Origin of the sequence: Roseiarcus sp. (genome assembly GCF_049514155.1) — a bacterium.
Taxonomy (GTDB): Bacteria; Pseudomonadota; Alphaproteobacteria; order Rhizobiales; family Beijerinckiaceae; genus Roseiarcus.
Genome location: NZ_JBEKVH010000075.1, coordinates 1 through 17710 on the forward strand (window position 1 = coordinate 1; position 17710 = coordinate 17710).

15 protein-coding genes are annotated in these 17710 nt (G+C 69.3%); 7 read left to right on the forward strand and 8 right to left on the reverse strand.

Annotated elements, in window-relative coordinates:
* Positions 1-494 (reverse strand): TetR/AcrR family transcriptional regulator (locus ABSF49_RS12145; protein WP_424112914.1); only part of this gene is annotated, 494 nt, incomplete at its 3' end.
* A gap of 137 nt (positions 495-631) precedes the next feature.
* On the opposite strand from ABSF49_RS12145, the gene ABSF49_RS12150 reads away from it, so the two are divergent.
* A complete protein-coding gene (locus ABSF49_RS12150) occupies positions 632-1408 on the forward strand; it encodes an NAD(P)H-dependent oxidoreductase (RefSeq protein WP_424112915.1) in 777 nt (258 codons plus the stop codon).
* 35 nt (positions 1409-1443) lie between these two features.
* Here the strand turns inward: ABSF49_RS12150 and argH are convergent, their stop codons facing one another.
* Entirely contained in the window at positions 1444-2829 is a 1386-nt protein-coding gene (argH, locus tag ABSF49_RS12155; RefSeq protein WP_424112916.1) for an argininosuccinate lyase, read from the reverse strand.
* Positions 2830-2848: 19 nt separating this feature from the next.
* Between argH and tlpA the strand changes: the two genes are divergently transcribed.
* Positions 2849-3496, forward strand: coding sequence for a thiol:disulfide interchange protein TlpA (gene tlpA, locus ABSF49_RS12160; protein WP_424112917.1), 648 nt, complete (start codon positions 2849-2851; stop codon positions 3494-3496).
* A gap of 138 nt (positions 3497-3634) precedes the next feature.
* Here the strand turns inward: tlpA and ftsH are convergent, their stop codons facing one another.
* From ftsH to ABSF49_RS12180, 4 genes are all read right to left on the reverse strand, one after another.
* A complete protein-coding gene (gene ftsH, locus ABSF49_RS12165; RefSeq protein WP_424112918.1) occupies positions 3635-5560 on the reverse strand; it encodes an ATP-dependent zinc metalloprotease FtsH in 1926 nt (641 codons plus the stop codon).
* 153 nt (positions 5561-5713) lie between these two features.
* Positions 5714-7396, reverse strand: a complete 1683-nt coding sequence (locus tag ABSF49_RS12170; protein WP_424112919.1) for an AMP-binding protein — start codon at positions 7394-7396, stop codon at positions 5714-5716.
* 106 nt (positions 7397-7502) lie between these two features.
* Positions 7503-10085 carry an ABC transporter permease gene (locus ABSF49_RS12175; RefSeq protein ID WP_424112920.1) on the reverse strand — a complete coding sequence of 861 codons (2583 nt, stop codon included), beginning with the start codon at positions 10083-10085 and terminating at the stop codon, positions 7503-7505.
* Entirely contained in the window at positions 10082-10783 is a 702-nt protein-coding gene (locus ABSF49_RS12180; RefSeq protein ID WP_424112921.1) for an ABC transporter ATP-binding protein, read from the reverse strand. Before ABSF49_RS12180 ends, ABSF49_RS12175 begins: the two co-directional genes overlap by 4 nt.
* On the opposite strand from ABSF49_RS12180, the gene ABSF49_RS12185 reads away from it, so the two are divergent.
* Positions 10782-11453, forward strand: a complete 672-nt coding sequence (locus ABSF49_RS12185) for an arylesterase (RefSeq protein ID WP_424112928.1) — start codon at positions 10782-10784, stop codon at positions 11451-11453. The two genes, ABSF49_RS12180 and ABSF49_RS12185, sit on opposite strands and share 2 nt — an antisense overlap.
* Positions 11454-11645: 192 nt before the next feature.
* The gene (purU, locus tag ABSF49_RS12190; protein WP_424112922.1) at positions 11646-12509 is read left to right on the forward strand and encodes a formyltetrahydrofolate deformylase; all 864 of its coding nucleotides are present in this window, start codon (positions 11646-11648) and stop codon (positions 12507-12509) included.
* Between the two features lie 3 nt (positions 12510-12512).
* Here the strand turns inward: purU and ABSF49_RS12195 are convergent, their stop codons facing one another.
* Entirely contained in the window at positions 12513-12980 is a 468-nt protein-coding gene (locus ABSF49_RS12195) for a hypothetical protein (protein WP_424112923.1), read from the reverse strand.
* Positions 12981-13091: 111 nt separating this feature from the next.
* The gene (locus ABSF49_RS12200) at positions 13092-13934 is read right to left on the reverse strand and encodes an LssY C-terminal domain-containing protein (protein WP_424112924.1); all 843 of its coding nucleotides are present in this window, start codon (positions 13932-13934) and stop codon (positions 13092-13094) included.
* An 85-nt stretch (positions 13935-14019) separates the two neighbouring features.
* On the opposite strand from ABSF49_RS12200, the gene ABSF49_RS12205 reads away from it, so the two are divergent.
* The 3 genes from ABSF49_RS12205 to hemH all read left to right on the forward strand — a co-directional run bounded on the left by ABSF49_RS12205 (position 14020) and on the right by hemH (position 17470).
* Positions 14020-15792, forward strand: a complete 1773-nt coding sequence (locus ABSF49_RS12205; RefSeq protein WP_424112925.1) for a glucan ABC transporter ATP-binding protein/ permease — start codon at positions 14020-14022, stop codon at positions 15790-15792.
* An 83-nt stretch (positions 15793-15875) separates the two neighbouring features.
* Positions 15876-16280, forward strand: a complete 405-nt coding sequence (msrB, locus tag ABSF49_RS12210) for a peptide-methionine (R)-S-oxide reductase MsrB (RefSeq protein ID WP_424112926.1) — start codon at positions 15876-15878, stop codon at positions 16278-16280.
* A gap of 146 nt (positions 16281-16426) precedes the next feature.
* On the forward strand, positions 16427-17470 hold the full coding sequence (gene hemH, locus ABSF49_RS12215; RefSeq protein WP_424112927.1) for a ferrochelatase: 1044 nt from the start codon (positions 16427-16429) through the stop codon (positions 17468-17470).
* Positions 17471-17710 lie beyond the last annotated feature (240 nt).

The window sequence follows — 17710 nt, forward strand, 5'->3', positions numbered from 1 at the left end:
ATCACGCTCAGCGTCCGGGCGCGAACGGCGAGATAGTTGATCGCAACGCCAATCAGCATGCTGATCGCTGCGACATCCAGGCCGGGCGGCAGCCGATAGTGTTCGCCGATCCAGGCCGAGGCTTGCAGGGCGCGGCGTTCGCGCACGGCCTCGAGCGCAATCACCAGCGCGGTGCGGTTGGTCAGTTCGGCGGCGAGAACGGCCAAGGTGATCGGCCGTGCGCGCAAAGCCTCGGCGTGGCGGCGCAGCATCGTTTTCAGCGCCGCCGTCAACGGCGTTCGCGAGGGGTCGAGCCCCTCGGTGAGGTCGTCGACGGTCCACCAGAAATCGCCTTGGGCGGCATAGGCGGCGTAGACGCCGTCGAGGTCGCCGAAATAGCGGTAGATCAGCACCTTGTCGCAGCCCGCCGCGCGCGCCAGGGCGTTGATCCCGACGCCGGCGAGACCGTCGCGCATGATCAGCGCGCCGACCGCCGCCAGGATGCGCGCCCGCATCGCTTCGGAGTCTCGGGTCGGATTGGAGGCCATTGTCACCATACGGTGACATATAGCGGAGGAAGCGGAGTTTGTCAAAAACGGTCGCGCCGCGCCCCCCTCTCGTCCTTGGATGTCCCGGCGCGTATGAAGTCGCCATGCACGCTCATTTCGTTCTCGCCCATCCCGAACCGCAGTCTTTCAATGCCCACCTCGTCCGCTCGGGATCGGCGGCGCTCGAAGCGGAGGGCTGGACGATCTCGGCCTCCGACCTTTACGCCATGGGCTTCGATCCTTGCGAGCGCCCCGAACATTTCGCCGATCGCGGCGACCCCGCGCGCTTCGACCCACAGTCCGAGCAGCGTCACGCCAGCGAAGTCGGCGCCCTGCCGAAGGCGGTGACCGACGAACTGGCGCTGATGGACCGGGCGGACTTGCTGGTGCTGCAATATCCGATGTGGTGGCATCTGCCGCCGGCGATGCTGAAGGGCTGGTTCGACCGCGTGCTCGCCTATGGCGAGGCCTACACCAGCAGAAAGCGGTTCGAGAACGGCCGCTTCGTCGGCAAGCGGGCTATGCTGTCGGTGACGGTCGGCGCCAGCCGCAGCACCTATGAGCACGACGGGCGCTCGGGCGACATCGACCTGATGCTATGGCCGGTGAACTTCACCCTCGCCTATGTCGGCTACGAAGTGCTTGCGCCCTTCGTCGCCTATGGCGTCGAGGCGGGCCTGCGCTATTCCGACCCGGCGGTCGTCGAAGCGCGGCTGAAGGAGATCGTCGCCGATTTTCGCGCGACGCTGCCGCGCGTCGGCGAGCGCGCCGTGATCCCGTTCAACCGCATGTCGGAGTGGGGTGAGGATGGCCGCATCGTTCCAGGCGCTCCGGTCCACTCGCCGTTCGTCCGCCGAAGGCGGAGACTCGAATTGGAGTGACGGCGCGGCTTTGCAGACGCGGTCGACGCCCGCGCCTACAACGCGCCGAGCTTCTTCAGCCACGCCTTCGCCTGCTTGCGCACGTTCGCCGGCGCCGTGCCCCCATACGACGTGCGGCTCTTGACCGAGCGCTCGACGCCGAGCACGCCGAACACGTCGGCATTGATGCGCGGCTCGACGCTCTGCATCTCTTCGAGCTTCAGCTTCTCCAGCGCGACGCCGCGTGTCGAGGCGAGCGCGACGATGCGGCCGGTGATGTGGTGCGCCTCGCGGAACGGCAGCTTCAGTTCGCGCACCAGCCAGTCGGCGAGGTCGGTCGCGGTCGCGTAGCCGGCGCCCGCCGCCGCCTTCATTGTCTTGGCGTCGGGGGTCAGGTCGCGGATCATGCCGGTCATCGCCGCCAGCGTCAGCGACAACGTGGGCAGCGCGTCGAACACGCCTTCCTTGTCCTCCTGCATGTCCTTGGCGTAGGCGAGCGGCAGGCCCTTCATCACCGTCAACAGGCCGACCAGCGCGCCGACGACGCGCCCGGTCTTGCCGCGCACCAGTTCGGCCGCGTCAGGGTTGCGCTTCTGCGGCATGATCGACGAGCCGGTCGAGAACGCGTCGGAGAGCCTGACGAAGCCGAACTGCGGCGTCGTCCACAGCACGATCTCTTCGGCGAGGCGCGACAAGTGGGTTGCGGCAATCGCCGCCGCGGCGAGCGTCTCGAGCGCGAAGTCGCGGTCGGCGACGCTGTCGAGCGAATTAGCGGTCGGCCGGTCGAAGCCGAGCGCCTTGGCCGTCATGAAGCGGTCGATCGGGAACGAGGTGCCGGCGAGCGCCGCCGCGCCGAGCGGGCATTCGTTGAGCCTCTCGCGCGCGTCGGCGAAACGGCCGCGGTCGCGCGCCAGCATCTCGACATAGGCGAGGAGATGGTGACCGAAGGTGACCGGCTGCGCCGACTGCAGATGGGTGAAGCCGGGCATGACCATGTCGGCGCATTCGAGCGCGCGTGTCGCTAGCGCCCGTTGCAGCTCGGCGATTTGGCCGTCGAGCGCGTCGATGGTGTCGCGCACCCACAGCTTGAAGTCGGTGGCGATCTGATCGTTGCGCGAGCGCGCAGTGTGCAGCCGGCCCGCCGCCGGGCCGACGATCGCTGCGAGGCGGCTCTCGACATTCATGTGAATGTCCTCGAGCGCGCGCGAGAAGGCAAAAGTTCCCGCCTCGATTTCGCCCTTGACTTGGTTCAAGCCGGCGGCGATGGCGTCGGCGTCGGCCTGGGCGACGACGCCTTGGGCGGCGAGCATCGCGACATGGGCGAGCGAGCCGGCGATGTCCTGGGCGGCGAGCTTGCGGTCGAAGTCGATGGAGGCGTTGATCTCCTCCATGATCTCGGCCGGGCCGGTGGCGAAGCGCCCGCCCCACATGGTGTTGCTCATTAGAGAGGCCTTTAGAACGATGGACGAGAACGCGGCGCGGACCCGCCGATGGCGGTTTTGGGGCGGCGTTGGCGCGCTGGCCGCCGTGGCCGCGGTCGCGGTCCTATACGGGACGGGAGCGCCGGTCGGCAAGGCCGACGCCCTTTGCCCCGCGGCCGCGGCGGCCCGCAGCGCCGCGCTCGCGCCGCTCGCCCACGGCGACATCGCCGCTCTGAACGTCGAGCGCGCGCCCAAACGCGCCGCGACGATCGCCTTCGAAGGGCCGGGCGGCGCCAAGCTCAGCCTCGCCGATTTCCGCGGCAAGGCGCTGCTGTTGAACCTCTGGGCGACCTGGTGCGTGCCCTGCCGGGCGGAGATGCCGGCGCTCGACCGGCTGCAGCAGAGCGCCGGCGCCGACGATTTCCAGGTGGTGGCGGTCAACGTCGACACGGCGCGGCTCGATCGTCCCGCCGCTTTTCTCAATCAGATCGGCGTCAAGGCGCTGACCCGCTACGCCGATCCGAGCGGCGACGCGTTCGAGACGATGCGCCTCGCCGGCAAGGCGCTCGGCCTGCCGACCTCGCTGATGATCGACAAGGACGGCTGCGAGCTTGGAATCGTCGCCGGCCCGGTCGACTGGGACGCCGCCGACGCGCGCGCGGCGATCAAGGCGCTGGCGGGAGGGTAGTCTTGTAGGCGCGGCCGCCGGCCGCGCCCGGACGCGCTCGGCGAGCGCGTCTACAGAAGCGTCGGTTCAGACGTAGCTCCGAAACCAAACGGGCGCCCCTTGGGGCGCCCGTCGCTTGTCTCAGAATAGCCGCTCGTCTCAGGTCTGCGGCTGCGGCTCGAGGCCGCCGGCGTCGGGGCCGAGGCTGCGCGGCTTGCCGGTGACCGGCACGGCGGCGCGCGGGGGCGGCGGCTCCTTGTTGTCGACCGCGTCGCGCACCGGGCGCACGCCCTTGAGCAGGCCGACGATCTCGTCGCCGGTCAGCGTCTCGAACTCCATCAGGCCGTGGGCGAGCGTGTCGAGATCGGCGCGCCGTTCGGTGAGGATGCGGGTCGCGGTCTCGTGCGCTTCGTGCACCAGCCGGCGCACTTCCTCGTCGATCGTCTTGGCGGTCTCTTCGGAGATGTTCTGCGTGCGGCCGAGCGAATAGCCGAGGAACACTTCGTCCTGGTTCTCGCCGTACATGACCGCGCCGAGCTTCTCGGAGAAGCCGAGCCTTGTCACCATCGCGCGCGCGACCCGGGTCACCTGCTGGATGTCGCCGGCGGCGCCGGAGGTCACCTTGTCCTTGCCGAAGACGAGTTCCTCGGCCGAGCGGCCGCCCATCGACATCGCCAGCATGGCGATGAGCTGCTCGTAGCTCTGTGAGATCTGGTCGCGCTCGGGCAGCGACTGCACCATGCCGAGCGCCCGGCCGCGCGGGATGATCGTCGCCTTGTGGATCGGCGTCGAGGCCGGCATGGCGATCGACACCAGCGCATGGCCCGCCTCGTGGAAGGCGGTCAGCCGCTTCTCTTCGTCGGTCATGATCATCGTGCGCCGCTCGGCGCCCATCATGATCTTGTCGCGCGCGTCCTCGAACTCGACGCGGGTGACGACGCGCTTGCCGCGCCGGGCGGCGAGCAGCGCCGACTCGTTGACCAGGTTCATCAGGTCGGCGCCGGAGAAGCCCGGCGTGCCGCGCGCGACCACTTTGAGGTCGACGTCGGGGGCGAGCGGCACCTTGCGCACGTGCACCTTGAGGATCTTCTCGCGGCCGATGAAGTCGGGGTTGGAGATGACGATCTGCCGGTCGAAACGGCCCGGGCGCAGCAGCGCCGGATCGAGCACGTCGGGCCGGTTGGTCGCGGCGATGATGATGATGCCTTCGTTCTGCTCGAAGCCGTCCATCTCGACCAGCAACTGGTTGAGCGTCTGCTCGCGCTCGTCGTTGCCGCCGCCGAGGCCGGCGCCGCGATGGCGGCCGACCGCGTCGATTTCGTCGATGAAGATGATGCACGGCGCGTTCTTCTTGGCCTGCTCGAACATGTCGCGCACACGGCTCGCGCCGACGCCGACGAACATCTCGACGAAGTCGGAGCCGGAGATGGTGAAGAACGGCACGTTGGCTTCGCCGGCGACCGCGCGCGCGGTCAGCGTCTTGCCGGTGCCGGGCGGGCCGACCAGCAGCACGCCGCGCGGGATGCGGCCGCCGAGCTTCTGGAACTTCTGCGGGTCGCGCAGGAACTCGACGATCTCCTGCAGGTCTTCCTTCGCTTCGTCGATGCCGGCGACGTCCTCGAAGGTGACGCGCCCTTGCGCCTCGTTGAGCAGCTTGGCCTTCGACTTGCCGAAGCCCATCGCCTTGCCGGCGCCGCCCTGCATCTGGCGCGACATGTAGATCCACACGCCGAGAAACAGCAGCAGCGGCAGACCGTTGATGAGCAGGGTCAGCAGCCAAGAATTGCCATCCGACGGCGGCCGAGCGGTGATCGTCACGTCCTTCTTGTAGAGGTTGTCGACCAAGCCGGGGTCGTTGGGAGCGTAAGTGACGAAGGCGCGGCCGTCCTTGTAATGGCCGCTGATGTCGCTGCCGGCGATGGTCACGTCGCGCACGTGGCCGGCGTCGACGTCGCTAAGCAACTGGCTGAACTGGATCTCGCTGCTGGGGGTCTTCTGCGCCGGGCTCTGGAACAGGGTCACCAGCGCCAGCACCAGCAGGAAGATGATCACCCACAGGGCGAAGTTGCGAAAGTTGGGGTTCATCGGGTTCCCATCGACGGCGCCGCCAAGAAATTCTGGCCCGGTCCGGCCGTCCCAAGCCGTCATTTAAGCGCGAGCAAGACGCTTGCCAAGTGAACGGCATGAAACTGAATATCGAATGAATACGACAATTCAGGCGTTTTGCGGTCCGCGAGGTCAGGCGGTCTTTTCGATCTTGAGGCCCAGGGCGTCGATCATGGTCTGCCGCATTAGGAATTTCTGCACCTTTCCGGTGACAGTCATCGGGAATTCCTGAACAAAACGCACATATTTGGGCGCTTTGTAATGGGCGATCGACCCGCGGCAGAAGGCGACGACCTCGTCTTCGCTGAGGACCGCCCCCTCGCGCAGCTTGATCCAGGCGCAAAGCTCTTCGCCATAACGAGGATCTGGGACGCCGAATACTTGGACGTCAGCGATGGCGGGGTGGGTGTAGAGAAACTCCTCGACCTCGCGGGGATAGACGTTCTCGCCGCCGCGGATCACCATGTCCTTGAGCCGGCCGACGATGTTGCAATAGCCTTCGGCGTCGATCGTCGCCAGATCGCCGGTGTGCATGAACCGCGCCGCGTCGATCGCCGCCGCCGTCCCGGCCGGGTCGCCCCAATAGCCCCGCATGACGCTGTAGCCGCGCGTCAACAATTCGCCGGTGGCGCCGGGCGGAACGATGCGACCGGCGGAATCGACGATTTTGACCTCGATGTGAGGCTGGACCCGGCCGACGGTCGAAACGCGCCGCTCGAGCGGGTCGTCGTGGGCGCTCTGGAAGCTGACCGGGCTCGTTTCGGTCATGCCGTAGGCGATCGTCACCTCGCTCATGTGCATCTGATCGACGACCCGGCGCATCACTTCGACCGGACAGGGCGAACCCGCCATGATGCCGGTGCGAAGGCTGTTCAAATCGAAGCGCGCGAACTCGGGATGGTCGAGCATCGCGATGAACATCGTCGGCACGCCGTGCAGGCCGGTGCAGCGCTCTGCCTCCACGGTTTCGAGCGTCGCCAGCGGATCGAATCCCTCGGAAGGGCTGACCATGCAGGCCCCGTGGGTGACGCAGGCGAGATTGCCCAGCACCATGCCGAAGCAATGATAATAGGGCACCGGAATGCAAAGCCTGTCCGCCGGCTTCAGCCGCATCGCCTCGCCGATGAAATAGCCGTTGTTGACGATGTTGTGATGCGTCAGCGTCGCGCCTTTGGGCGCGCCCGTCGTGCCCGAAGTGAATTGGATATTGATCGGATCGTCGAATTGCAGCCACCTGCCCAGCGCGGCGAGATCGGAAAGTTGCGCGCCGGTCGCCGGCGCGGCGACGTCGGCGAAATTCAGCATGCCGGCCGTCTTTTCGACGCCGAGCCGGATGACGGTCTCGAGCTGCGGCAGCCGCGCCGCCGACAGGGCGCCAGGCGTCGCGGCGTCGATCTCGGGCGCCAAGGCGCGCAGGCTGGCGAAATAGTCGTTGCCCTTGAATCCGGGGCTGAGGATCAGCGCCTTGCAGCCGACCTTGTTGAGAGCGTATTCGGCCTCGTGACTGCGGTAGGCGGGATTGATGTTGACGAGGATCAGGCCGGCTTTCGCACTGGCGAATTGGGTGACGACCCACTCGCTGGCGTTGGGCGACCAGATGCCGATGCGATCCGCCGGCTGGAGACCGAGCGCAAGCAATCCGGCGGCGAGATCGTCGGCGCGCCGGTTGAGTTCGGCGTAGGTCCAACGCACGCCCTGATGACGCGCGACCAACGCCGGGCGATCGGGCGCTTCCGCCGTCACCCGTTCGAGCAAGGCGCCGATGGTTTCGCCGATCAGCGGCGCGCCGCTCGCGCCGTGAACATAGCTCTGCATCAAAGCCCCCATGGCGCGTTTCGTCCTCCCTGAATAGGGGAAGTTCACCACATTCGCGGATAAATCGCCAGACGACGGCGCCGGCCGGTTGGGGCCGAGCCTCCCGTCACAATTCCCGCAGGAACGCCGCCGGCTTCTCGCCGAGGATGCGCCAGGCGCCGATCATGCCGAGCCCGACCGTCAGCGCCAGCCCCGCCGCGACCGCGGCGAGCGCCGGACCGGCGGCGAAGGCGAAGTCGAAGCCCATCACCCAGACGACGATCGCATAGGCGGCCGCCGCGCCCGCCGCCGCGCCGAACAGGGCGGCGAACAGGCCGAGCAGGGCGTATTCGGCGAGGAACGCCGCGATCAGCCGCGGCCGGGTCGCGCCGAGAATCTTGAGGATCACCGCGTCGGCGATGCGGGCGCGCCGGCTCGCCGCCAGCGCGCCGGCCAGCACGATCGCCGCGCTCGCCAACGCCACCCCGGAGGCGGCGCGGATCGCCAGCGCCAGCTTGGCGGTCAGCGCCTCGATCGTCGCCAGCGCCTCGCGCACCCGGATCGCGGCGACCGACGGGAAGTCGCGCGCCGCCGCCTTCATCAGCGCGCTCTCCGCCGCCGCGTCGTCGGCCCCCGGCGGCAGCGCGGCGGTGAACAGGCCGGTGTAAGGCGCGCCCTTGAACGTATTGGGCGAGAAGACGAAGACGAAGTTGATCGCGAAGCTGCGCCAATCGACCCGGCGCAGGTTGGCGACCTTCGCCGTCACCTCGCGGCCGAGCACGTTGAGCGTTACCGAGTCCCCGAGCTTGACCCCGAGCCCGTCGGCGACTCCGGCCTCCATCGACACCAGCGGCGGGCCGCCGTAATCGGCGCTCCACCAGTCGCCGGCGACGACTTTCGAGCCTTCTGGCGGGCTTGCCGAGAAGGTGACGCCGCGGTCGCCTTCGAGCGCCCAGGCGGCGCTCTCCTTGGCCTTGACCGCGGCGGCGGGCGTGTCGCGGATGCGGACGATGCGGCCGCGCATCATCGGCGCTTCGACGATCTTCGCTTTCGGCGCCTGGTCGGCGAGAAAGCGGCGGAAGGCGTCGACCTCGCCGCTGCGCACGTCGAGGAAATAGAAACTCGGCGTCTCGCCTGGCGACGTGCGGGCCAATTGCGCGCGCAGGTTGGAATCGACCAGCGTCAGCGCGACCAAGGCCGCGACGCCGAGGCCGAGCGACAGCACCACCGAGGGCGTCGGCGCGCCCGGTCGGCTCAGGTTGGCGAGCGCGAGCCGCCAGACGACCGACGCCGGCCGCGGCGCGCGCCGCGCCAGCGCCATCGCGGCGAATGCGACCAGCCGCAGCGCGACCATCGCCGCGGCGGAGGCGACGACGACCACCAGCGCGACGCTGCGCTGCGGCCCGGCGAAAGTCGCCAGCGCCGCTAGCGCCAGCGCCGCGAGGCCGGCGGCGAGCCGATAGCGCCAGCGCGTCGGCGTCGATCCGCTCTCAACCAGCGAGCGGAACAATTGCGCCACCGGCGCGTCATGGGCGCGCCCGAGCGGCGCGACGGCGAAGGCGAGCGCGGTCAGCAGGCCGTAGAGCGCGCCGAGCGCGAGCTCGCGCGGAAAGATCGCCGGCGCAAGCGGCAGCGGCAGCGCGGCGGCGAATACCGCGTCGACGACGAACGGCGTCGCGGCGCCGACGCCCAAGCCTGCGGCGATTCCGATCAGCGTCACGGCGAGGAACTCGGCCAGCGCCAGCGCGACCGCCGCGCCGCCGCTCGCCCCGAGCGCCTTGAGGATCGCCAGCGTCGCCAGCTTGCGCTCGACGAAGCTCTGGGCGGCGTTGGCGACGCCGACCCCGCCGACCACCAGCGACATCAGCCCGACCAGGGTGAGGAACTCGCCGAAGCGATCGAGGTCGCGGGCGAAGTCGGGCGAGACGTTGGCGCGGCTGCGCGCTTCCCAGCCGGCCTGCGGAAACGCCGCCTTGGCGGAACCGACGAAGGCGTCGACCGTCGCCGCGTCGGGCGGCGGTGCGTTCGCCGCGCCGAGCCGCACCCGCGTGGTCCAGCGGATCAGCGCGCCCGGCTGGATGAGGCCGCTCGCGTTGAGCGCCGCCTCGCTCATCAGCACCCGCGGGCCGAAGCCGATCCCGGTCGCCAGCCGGTCGGGCTCGGCGACGATGCGCGCACGGACGACGAAATGCGCCGCGCCGATGTCGAAACGGTCGCCGACGGCGAGGCCGAGCCGGTCCATCAGCGCCGGTTCGACCGCCGCGCCGAACGCGTCGCCGTCGGGCGCCAGGGCCTGCTGCGCCGACATCGCCGGATCGAAGGTCGCCGCGCCGAGATCGGGCCAGGTCTCGCCGACCGCCTTGGCTTCGACCAGCGTCGCGTCGCCGCCGGCGTTGCGCGCCATCGCGCGCAAGGTCGCGACGGTCGAAATCGCGCCGTACGACGACAGATAGGCGCGCTCGTCGGGCGCGAGCTCGCGATGCATCAGCGAGAACGACGCGTCGCCGCCGAGGATGGTCCGGCCATCGCGGCCGAGGCCCGCTTCGAGCGAACGCGCGAGCGAATTGACGCCGACGATCGCCGCCACGCCGAGCGCGACGCAAAGCACGACGATGCGCAGGCCGGCGAGGCCGCCGCGCAGGTCGCGCAGCGCGAAGCGCAGCAACGCCGCGACTGGCGCGCGACGGCGCGCAGCGAAGGGCGCGTTCATGCCGCAGCCGGCGCCGGAGCCGCGGCTTCGAGATGGCCGGAGCGCATGCGCAAGGTACGGTCGCAGCGCGCCGCCAGCGCCGCATCGTGGGTGACCAGCACCAAGGTCGCGCCGCTGCGCGCGCGCGCGGCGAACAACAGCTCGATGATCGCGCCGCCCGTCACCTCGTCGAGGTTGCCGGTCGGCTCGTCGGCGATCACCACCGACGGGCGGGGGACGAGCGCGCGCGCCAACGCGACGCGCTGCTGCTCGCCGCCGGAGAGCTGGGCGGGATAATGGCGCTGGCGATCGGAAAGGCCGACCAGCGCCAGCTCGGCCGCGGCGCGGGCGAAGGCGTGTCGGACGCCAGCGAGCTCGAGCGGCGCGGCGACGTTCTCCAGCGCCGTCATCGTCGGAATGAGATGAAAAGACTGGAAGACGATGCCGATGCGCTGGCCGCGAAAGCGCGCCAGCCGGTCCTCGCCCATCGCGTCGATGCGCTGGCCGTCGACGACGACGCTGCCGCGATCGGGTCGTTCGAGCCCGGCGATGGTCATCAGCAGCGTCGATTTGCCCGAGCCCGACGCGCCGACGAGGCCGACCGCTTCGCCGCGGCCGATTGTCATGGAGACGCCGTGCAGGATATGAACTCTCGCCACGCCCTCGCCGAGGCTGAGGTCGACGTCGGCAAGTTCGATCGCGGGTTCGTCCTTGGCCATCACATTCCTTTCGCCGGCGCACGCCTCATATGGGATTCTTCGCGCCGCCGTCCAGGCGGGGGCGCTGGCGCTCGTCGCGGCGCTTGTTCTCGCCGGCCCGGCGGCGGCCAAGCCGCTGAAGCTGGTCGCGCTCGGCGACAGCCTCACCGCCGGTTACGGCCTGCCGCCGGGCCAGGCCTTTCCCGACGTGCTGGCGCGGGCGTTGAAAGCGAAGGGCTGGGAGGTCGAGGTCGTCAACGCCGGCGTCTCCGGCGACACCGCCGCCGACGGCCTCGCGCGCTTCGACTGGAGCGTGCCGGAAGACGCGAACGCGATCATCGTCGAATTCGGCGCCAACGACATGCTGCGCGGCGCCGACCCGGCGGCGACCGAAGTCACCCTGTCGCATATTCTCGCCAAGGCGCACGACGCGCATATGGCGACCTTGCTCGCCGGCATGGTCGCCGCGCCGAACTATGGCGCGGACTACAAGCGCCGCTTCGATGCGATCTATCCCGAGCTCGCAGAGCGTTACGACGTGCCGCTTTACCCGTTCTTCCTCGAAGGCGTCGCCGGCGTCCGGTCGCTTCAGCTCAGCGACGGCCTCCATCCGAACCGCGACGGCGTCGAGAGGATCGTCGAAGGCATCCTGCCGTCGGTCGAGGCCGTGCTGGCGCAAGCGAAGCGGTAGGACGATCGGCGCCTTGACGCCCCCTCTCCCAGCCCCTCATCCTAACCTTCTCCCCGCACGCGGGGAGAAGGGACCGCTTGGCGTTTCGTCTCTCCGCCGCCGCGGCGCCGTTCACCAAGCGCCACGCGCCGCCTTGCGTAAGGCGCGGGCGAGGGGCTACCACCCGGCGCGCTCTCTCCCCCAGGAAAGCCGATGCCCGCCGCCCGCCACACCCTCACCCTCTCGTGCGCCGATCGGCCGGGAATCGTCGCCAAGGTCTCGGCGGCTTTGTTCGAGGGCGGCTTCAATGTGCTCGAGGCGCAGCAGTTCGACGACCTCGAGACCGGAAATTTCTTCATGCGCGTCGATTTCGACGGCGCGAGCGAGCGGGCGGACGTGGCGGCGTTCAGGCGCGCTTTCGCCGACCTTGCCGCGACGTTCGGCATGACCTGGTCGCTGAGGTCCGAGGCGCAGCGCAAGCGCGTCGTGCTGATGGTGTCGCGCTTCGACCATTGCCTCGCCGATCTGCTCTATCGCTGGCGCAGCGGCGAGCTGAAGATGGACGTGGTCGCAATCATCGCCAATTACTCGCGCGAGACCTACGACAACATCGATTTCGGCGCGATCCCGTTCCACCATCTGCCGGTCGAGAAGGAGACCAAGATGGAGCAGGAGGCCCAGGTCTGGGAGACGATCCGCGCCGCCCAGGCCGACGTCGTCGTGCTGGCGCGCTACATGCAGATTCTCTCCGAGGGTCTCGTCGCCAAGCTCACGGGGCGGTGCATCAACATCCACCACTCGTTCCTGCCTGGATTCAAGGGCGCGAGGCCCTATCACCAGGCGCATGCGCGCGGCGTCAAGCTGATCGGCGCCACCGCGCATTTCGTCACCGCCAACCTCGACGAAGGCCCGATCATCGAACAAGCGGTCGAGCGCATCACCCACGCCGACACGCCTGAAGACCTGGTGCGCAAGGGCCGCGACATCGAGCGGCGGGTGCTCGCCCGCGCGCTCGCCTATCACCTCCAGGACCGCGTCCTGATCAACGGCGCCAAGACGGTGGTGTTCCCCGACTGACGCTCAGCGCGCCGACTTCGCCTTCCGCGCCGCGCCCCGTTTGGCCGGCGCCTTACGGGCGGCCTTTCGCACTGGCGCCTTTTTGGCCGCCTTCTTCTTGGGCGCAGCCCTGCGCTTCGAGGCCGCTTTCTTCGGCGCGGCCTCGCGCTTCGCCGTGGCTTTGCGCGCCGGCTTGCGTTTGGTCGCCGGCCTCGGCTCAATCTTCGCGGCGTGGCGCGTGTGGATGCGCTCGACGCTGCGGGTCACGGCGTTCTCCTCCGCCCAGGCGAGCGCGGTCTCGAACGCCGCTGGCTGCATGTAGATCAGCTCGGACTTCAGTTCGCCGGTCTTCGCGTCCTGCCAGACATGGACCACCGAACTTTCCGGCTCGCCGTCGACATAGAACGTGTTGACCACGAGGCAGGGCGGCGAAGGCACGAACAGCTCGACATCGCCGATCCCGACGCTCGTCAGAGAAAGCACAGTCGCCATCAGACTCCTCCCTGGGGTCGCCGGCGCCGCAAGCGCCAACGCCGAGTCGAATCCATAGCGCCAACCGGCGTGCGTCGGTTGTCGTCAATCAACCGGATTTAACAATCGGCGTTACAAAAGCCGCCACAGCGCCTTCAGCCAGCCGAAAGCTGCGTTCTTGACGGCGACGGCGGGCGGCGGGGCGAGCGTCGGCGGCGCGGCCGGAACGATCTGGCAGCCGGGCGACAGGCGCGAGACGGCGATTTCGCCGTCGGTGAAATAGGGGTCGCCGCCGCCGTTACGGGCGAACACGGTCGCGCCGACGCCGGTTACCCCATAGGCCGCCGAGACCATGCCGGCGGCGGCGAGGTCGTGGGCAAGCAGGTCGCGTTCGGCGTCGATGTCCGGCGCGATATGGTGCGTCACCTGGCCGGTGTAATGGCTGACGCCGACGCTGCGGTCGAACGTCGCCGAGCCGAGCCACAGCGGCTCGCCGGAAGCGCCGTGCGCCAGCGCAAGCCAGAAGCGGACGTGGTGACGCTCCTTGGGGCTGATGCCCGCCGCCTTCTCGAACGCGAGGTCCTGGCGGCGGCCGTCGTAGAACAGGTCGCTGACCGGCGCGGTCGGGTAGGCGCGGCGCAGCAGCACGCTGTCGGCGATCCTGAGGCTGGAGCGCCAGGTGATCGGATCGGCGGGCCGCCAGCCGGCGGCGCGCATCGCGCACAGAACCTCGTCGCGACTCCCCTCGAGGCCGACGTTGAGCGCGTCGCCGGGCAGGCCGAGCGCGGTCGTCGTCGTCATCGCCTTTTCCGCCAGCGCCGGCTGGCGCTCGTAATGGCGCCAAAAGGCGGGCGCGAACTCGTAAGCGACGCCGACATACAGCGCGAGCAACGCCGCAAGAGCGACGATGAGCGGCCTCGCCGCGCGAAGCGGCCGGCGTCGGGCCGGGTTCGGCGGGGCGGAGGGCGGCGTCATCGGCGGTGATTTTGCGGGCCGCTTCGCCTAAAAGCAACGCCATCCCGCGCTCCGGCGCGGCCGCCGCCGCCGAGACCGCCAAGCGATGCCCTTTCTGAGCCTCTATGCCCGCGTCCTCGGCCGCCTCGCCGACGCACGCGCGCGCGCCGTCGCGCTGGCTCTCGCCAATCTCGCGCTCGCCTGCGCCCAATTCGCCGAGCCGCTGCTCTACGGCCACGTCATCGATCGGCTCGCCCAGGCGCAGGCGGCGGCCGCGCCGCCATTGTGGGCGGATCTGGCGCCGTGGCTCGCCGCCTGGGCCGGCTTCGGCCTGTTCTCGATCGTCGCCGGCGTCGTGACGGCGCTCTACGCCGACCGGCTCGCCCACCGCGAGCGGGTCGCCGTGATGGCCGCCTATTTCGAGCGCGCGCTGAGCCTGCCGATGAGCTTTCACGCCGGCGCCCATTCGGGGCGGCTGTTGAGGGTGATGATCGAGGGCTCGAACGCGATGTTCGGCGTCTGGCTCTCGTTCTTTCGCGAGCATTGCGCCAGCCTCGTCGCGCTGTTCGTGCTGCTGCCGCTGACGCTGCTGAAGAACTGGCGGCTCGGCGCGATCCTCGTCGCGTTGGTCGTCGTCTTCGGCGCAGCGATGAACCTCGTCATCCGCCGCACCGGCGCGATGCAGACCGTCGCCGACGAAGCGAGCACGGATCTCGCCGAGCGCGTCGCCGACGTGTTCGGCGCCCTGCCGGTGGTGCAGAGCTTCGCCCGCGCCGAGGAGGAGGCGGAGGCGCTCAGGGGCCTCGGCGCGCGGCTGCTCGCGGCGCAGTTTCCGGTGCTGACCTGGTGGGCGCTGGCGAGCGTCGCCACCCGCGCCAGCGCGACGCTGGCGCTGCTGGCGATCTTCGTCGCCGGCGTCTGGCTCGACATCAAGGGGCTGACGACCATCGGCGAGATCGCGACCTTCATGGGCCTGGCGACGATGCTGATCGGTCGGCTCGAGCAGATGGTCGGCTTCGTCAATTTCCTCTTCGCCCAGGCGCCGAAGCTCGTGCAGTTCTTCGCCGTGCTCGACGCCTCCTCGAGCGTCGCCGATCGCCGCGACGCGATCGCGGTCGGCCGGCTCGCCGGCCATGTGCGCTTCGATGGCGTCTCTTTTGCTTACGCCCCGGGACGCGAAGCGGTTCACGACCTCGCCTTCGACGCGCCGGCCGGCAGGACGATCGCGCTGGTCGGCGCGACCGGCTCGGGCAAGTCGACCGCGCTGGCGCTGCTGCACCGCGTCTACGACCCGAGCGAGGGGCGCATCGCCATCGACGGGCGCGACATTCGCGACATGACCTTGCGCTCGCTGCGCGACAACATCGGCGTCGTGTTCCAGGAGCCGTTCATCCTCGCCCGCTCGATCGAGGAGAACCTGCGCATCGGCAAGCCCGACGCGAGCGTCGACGAAATCGCGCTCGCGCTCGAACGCGCTCAGGCGGCCGGTTTCGTCGCGCAGCAGCCCCGCGGGCTGAAGACGATCATCGGCGAGCGCGGCCGCAACCTCTCGGGCGGCGAGCGCCAGCGCCTCGCCGTCGCCCGCGCGCTGCTGAAAGACCCGCCGATCATGATCCTCGACGAGGCGACCAGCGCGCTCGACGCCGAAACCGAGCGGCAGCTGCAGGCGGCGCTCGACCACGCGACGCGCGGCCGGACGACTTTCGTCATCGCCCACCGTCTCGCCACCATCCGCCGCGCCGACACGATTCTGGTGTTCGCCGCGGGGGCGATCGTCGAAGCGGGGACGTTCGAGGCGCTGGTCGCCAAGGGCGGCCGCTTCGCCCGCCTCGCCGAAGCACAGTTCCTCACGCCGCAGGCGGAAGCGCCGGCGCCGTAACAAAGCCGGAGTTCGGCGCGACTTAAGCGGCGAATCCTTTCCCCCCAAGGCAGAAGGGGGCTTACACGAACAGGAGACCGTCGATGGACGCCAAGACCTATCCCGTCACCCATACCGAGGCCGAGTGGCGCGCGTTGCTGACGCCCGAGCAGTACGCGATCATGCGCGAGCACGGGACCGAGCGCGCCGGCAGTTGCGCGCTGCTGCACGAGAAGCGTCCGGGCGCATTCTCCTGCGCTGGCTGCGGCCAACCCTTGTTCGAGGGCCAGACCAAGTTCGAGAGCGGCACCGGCTGGCCGAGCTTCACCGATCCCGTAGCCGGTTCGGTCGAGACCACGACCGACCGCAGCTGGGGCATGTCGCGCACCGAGGTCCACTGCGCGCGCTGCGGCTCGCATCTCGGCCACGTCTTTCCCGACGGCCCGCCGCCGACCGGCCTGCGCTATTGCATCAACGGCGTGGCGACGAATTTCACCCCCAAGGGGTGAAGTGTAGCCGCGCTCGGCGAGCGCGGCTGCTGGTCGACGGCGAGCGTAAAGGAAACGGGCGCGATCGCCGATCGCGCCTACAAGGGGGCTTCCTGATCCCCGCCCGTCGCCTTGACGCCGGTGGCCGGGCCGCCGACAAAGCGCTTATGAACGCGCTGAGCCCCTCGCATGCAAGTCGCCCCCAGGGCCATCTGCCGGTCCAGAGTGGCCGCGTCGGCGTGCTCATCGTCAACCTCGGCACGCCGGAAGCGACCGACTATTGGTCGATGCGGCGCTATCTCGCCGAGTTTCTCTCCGACCGGCGCGTGATCGAGGCGCCGCGTTGGCTGTGGTGGCTGATCCTCAACCTGTTCATCCTGCCGCGCCGGCCTGCCGCCAAGAGGCGCGATTACGATTCGATCTGGAACCGCGAGCGCAACGAGAGTCCGCTCAAGACCTTCACCCGCAGCCAGGCCGAGAAGCTCGCGCTGGCGCTCGCCGGCGACGGGCGGATCGAGGTCGACTGGGGCATGCGCTACGGCCAGCCGGCGATCGCCGCGCGCCTCGCCGCGTTACAGGCCAAGGGCTGCGACCGCATTCTGCTTGTGCCGCTCTATCCGCAATATTGCGCGGCGACGACGGCGACGGTCGCCGACAAGGCGTTCGAAGCCTTGCAGGCGATGCGCTGGCAGCCGACTTTGCGCGTCGCCGCGCCGTGGTATGACGATCCCGCCTATATCGACGCGCTCGCCCGCTCGACCCGCGCGTCGCTCGCCGCGCTCGACTTCGAGCCCGAAGTTCTGCTGGCGTCGTTCCACGGTATCCCGCGCGCCTATTTCGACCGGGGCGATCCCTACTATTGCCATTGCGCCAAGACGACGCGACTGCTGCGCGCCGCGCTTGGGCTCGACGAAGAGCGGCTGCGCATGACCTTCCAGTCGCGTTTCGGTCGCGCCGAATGGCTCAAGCCCTACACCGCCGAGACGGTCAAGGCGCTGGCCAGCCAAGGGGTCAAACGCGTCGCCGTGCTGACGCCCGGTTTCGTCGCCGATTGCCTCGAGACGCTGGAAGAGATCGGCGTCGAGAACGCCGGCTACTTCAAGGCCGGCGGCGGCGAGCGCTTCGCCGCGCTGCCCTGCCTCAACGACGGCGAAGACGGCATGCGGGTCATCGAGACGGTGGTCAGGCGAGAACTGGCGGGGTGGATCTAAGGAGAAGCGCCACCCGCGTTCCACCACTTACCAGTCGTCATGGCCGGGCTTGACCCGGCCATCCAGACTCACGTTCTCGCATGCGCCTGGGGTTCGCTTCCGCGCCACTGCCACGTGGATGGCCGGGCTTGACCCACGGCTGTCCGGTTCATGTTGGGCTCCAGTTTAGCGAGAGTTGCTGCGAGTCGAGCGGCGAGGGTCTTTGCGGTTGCTTGAGGCGGGTGAAATCCTTGCGATGCA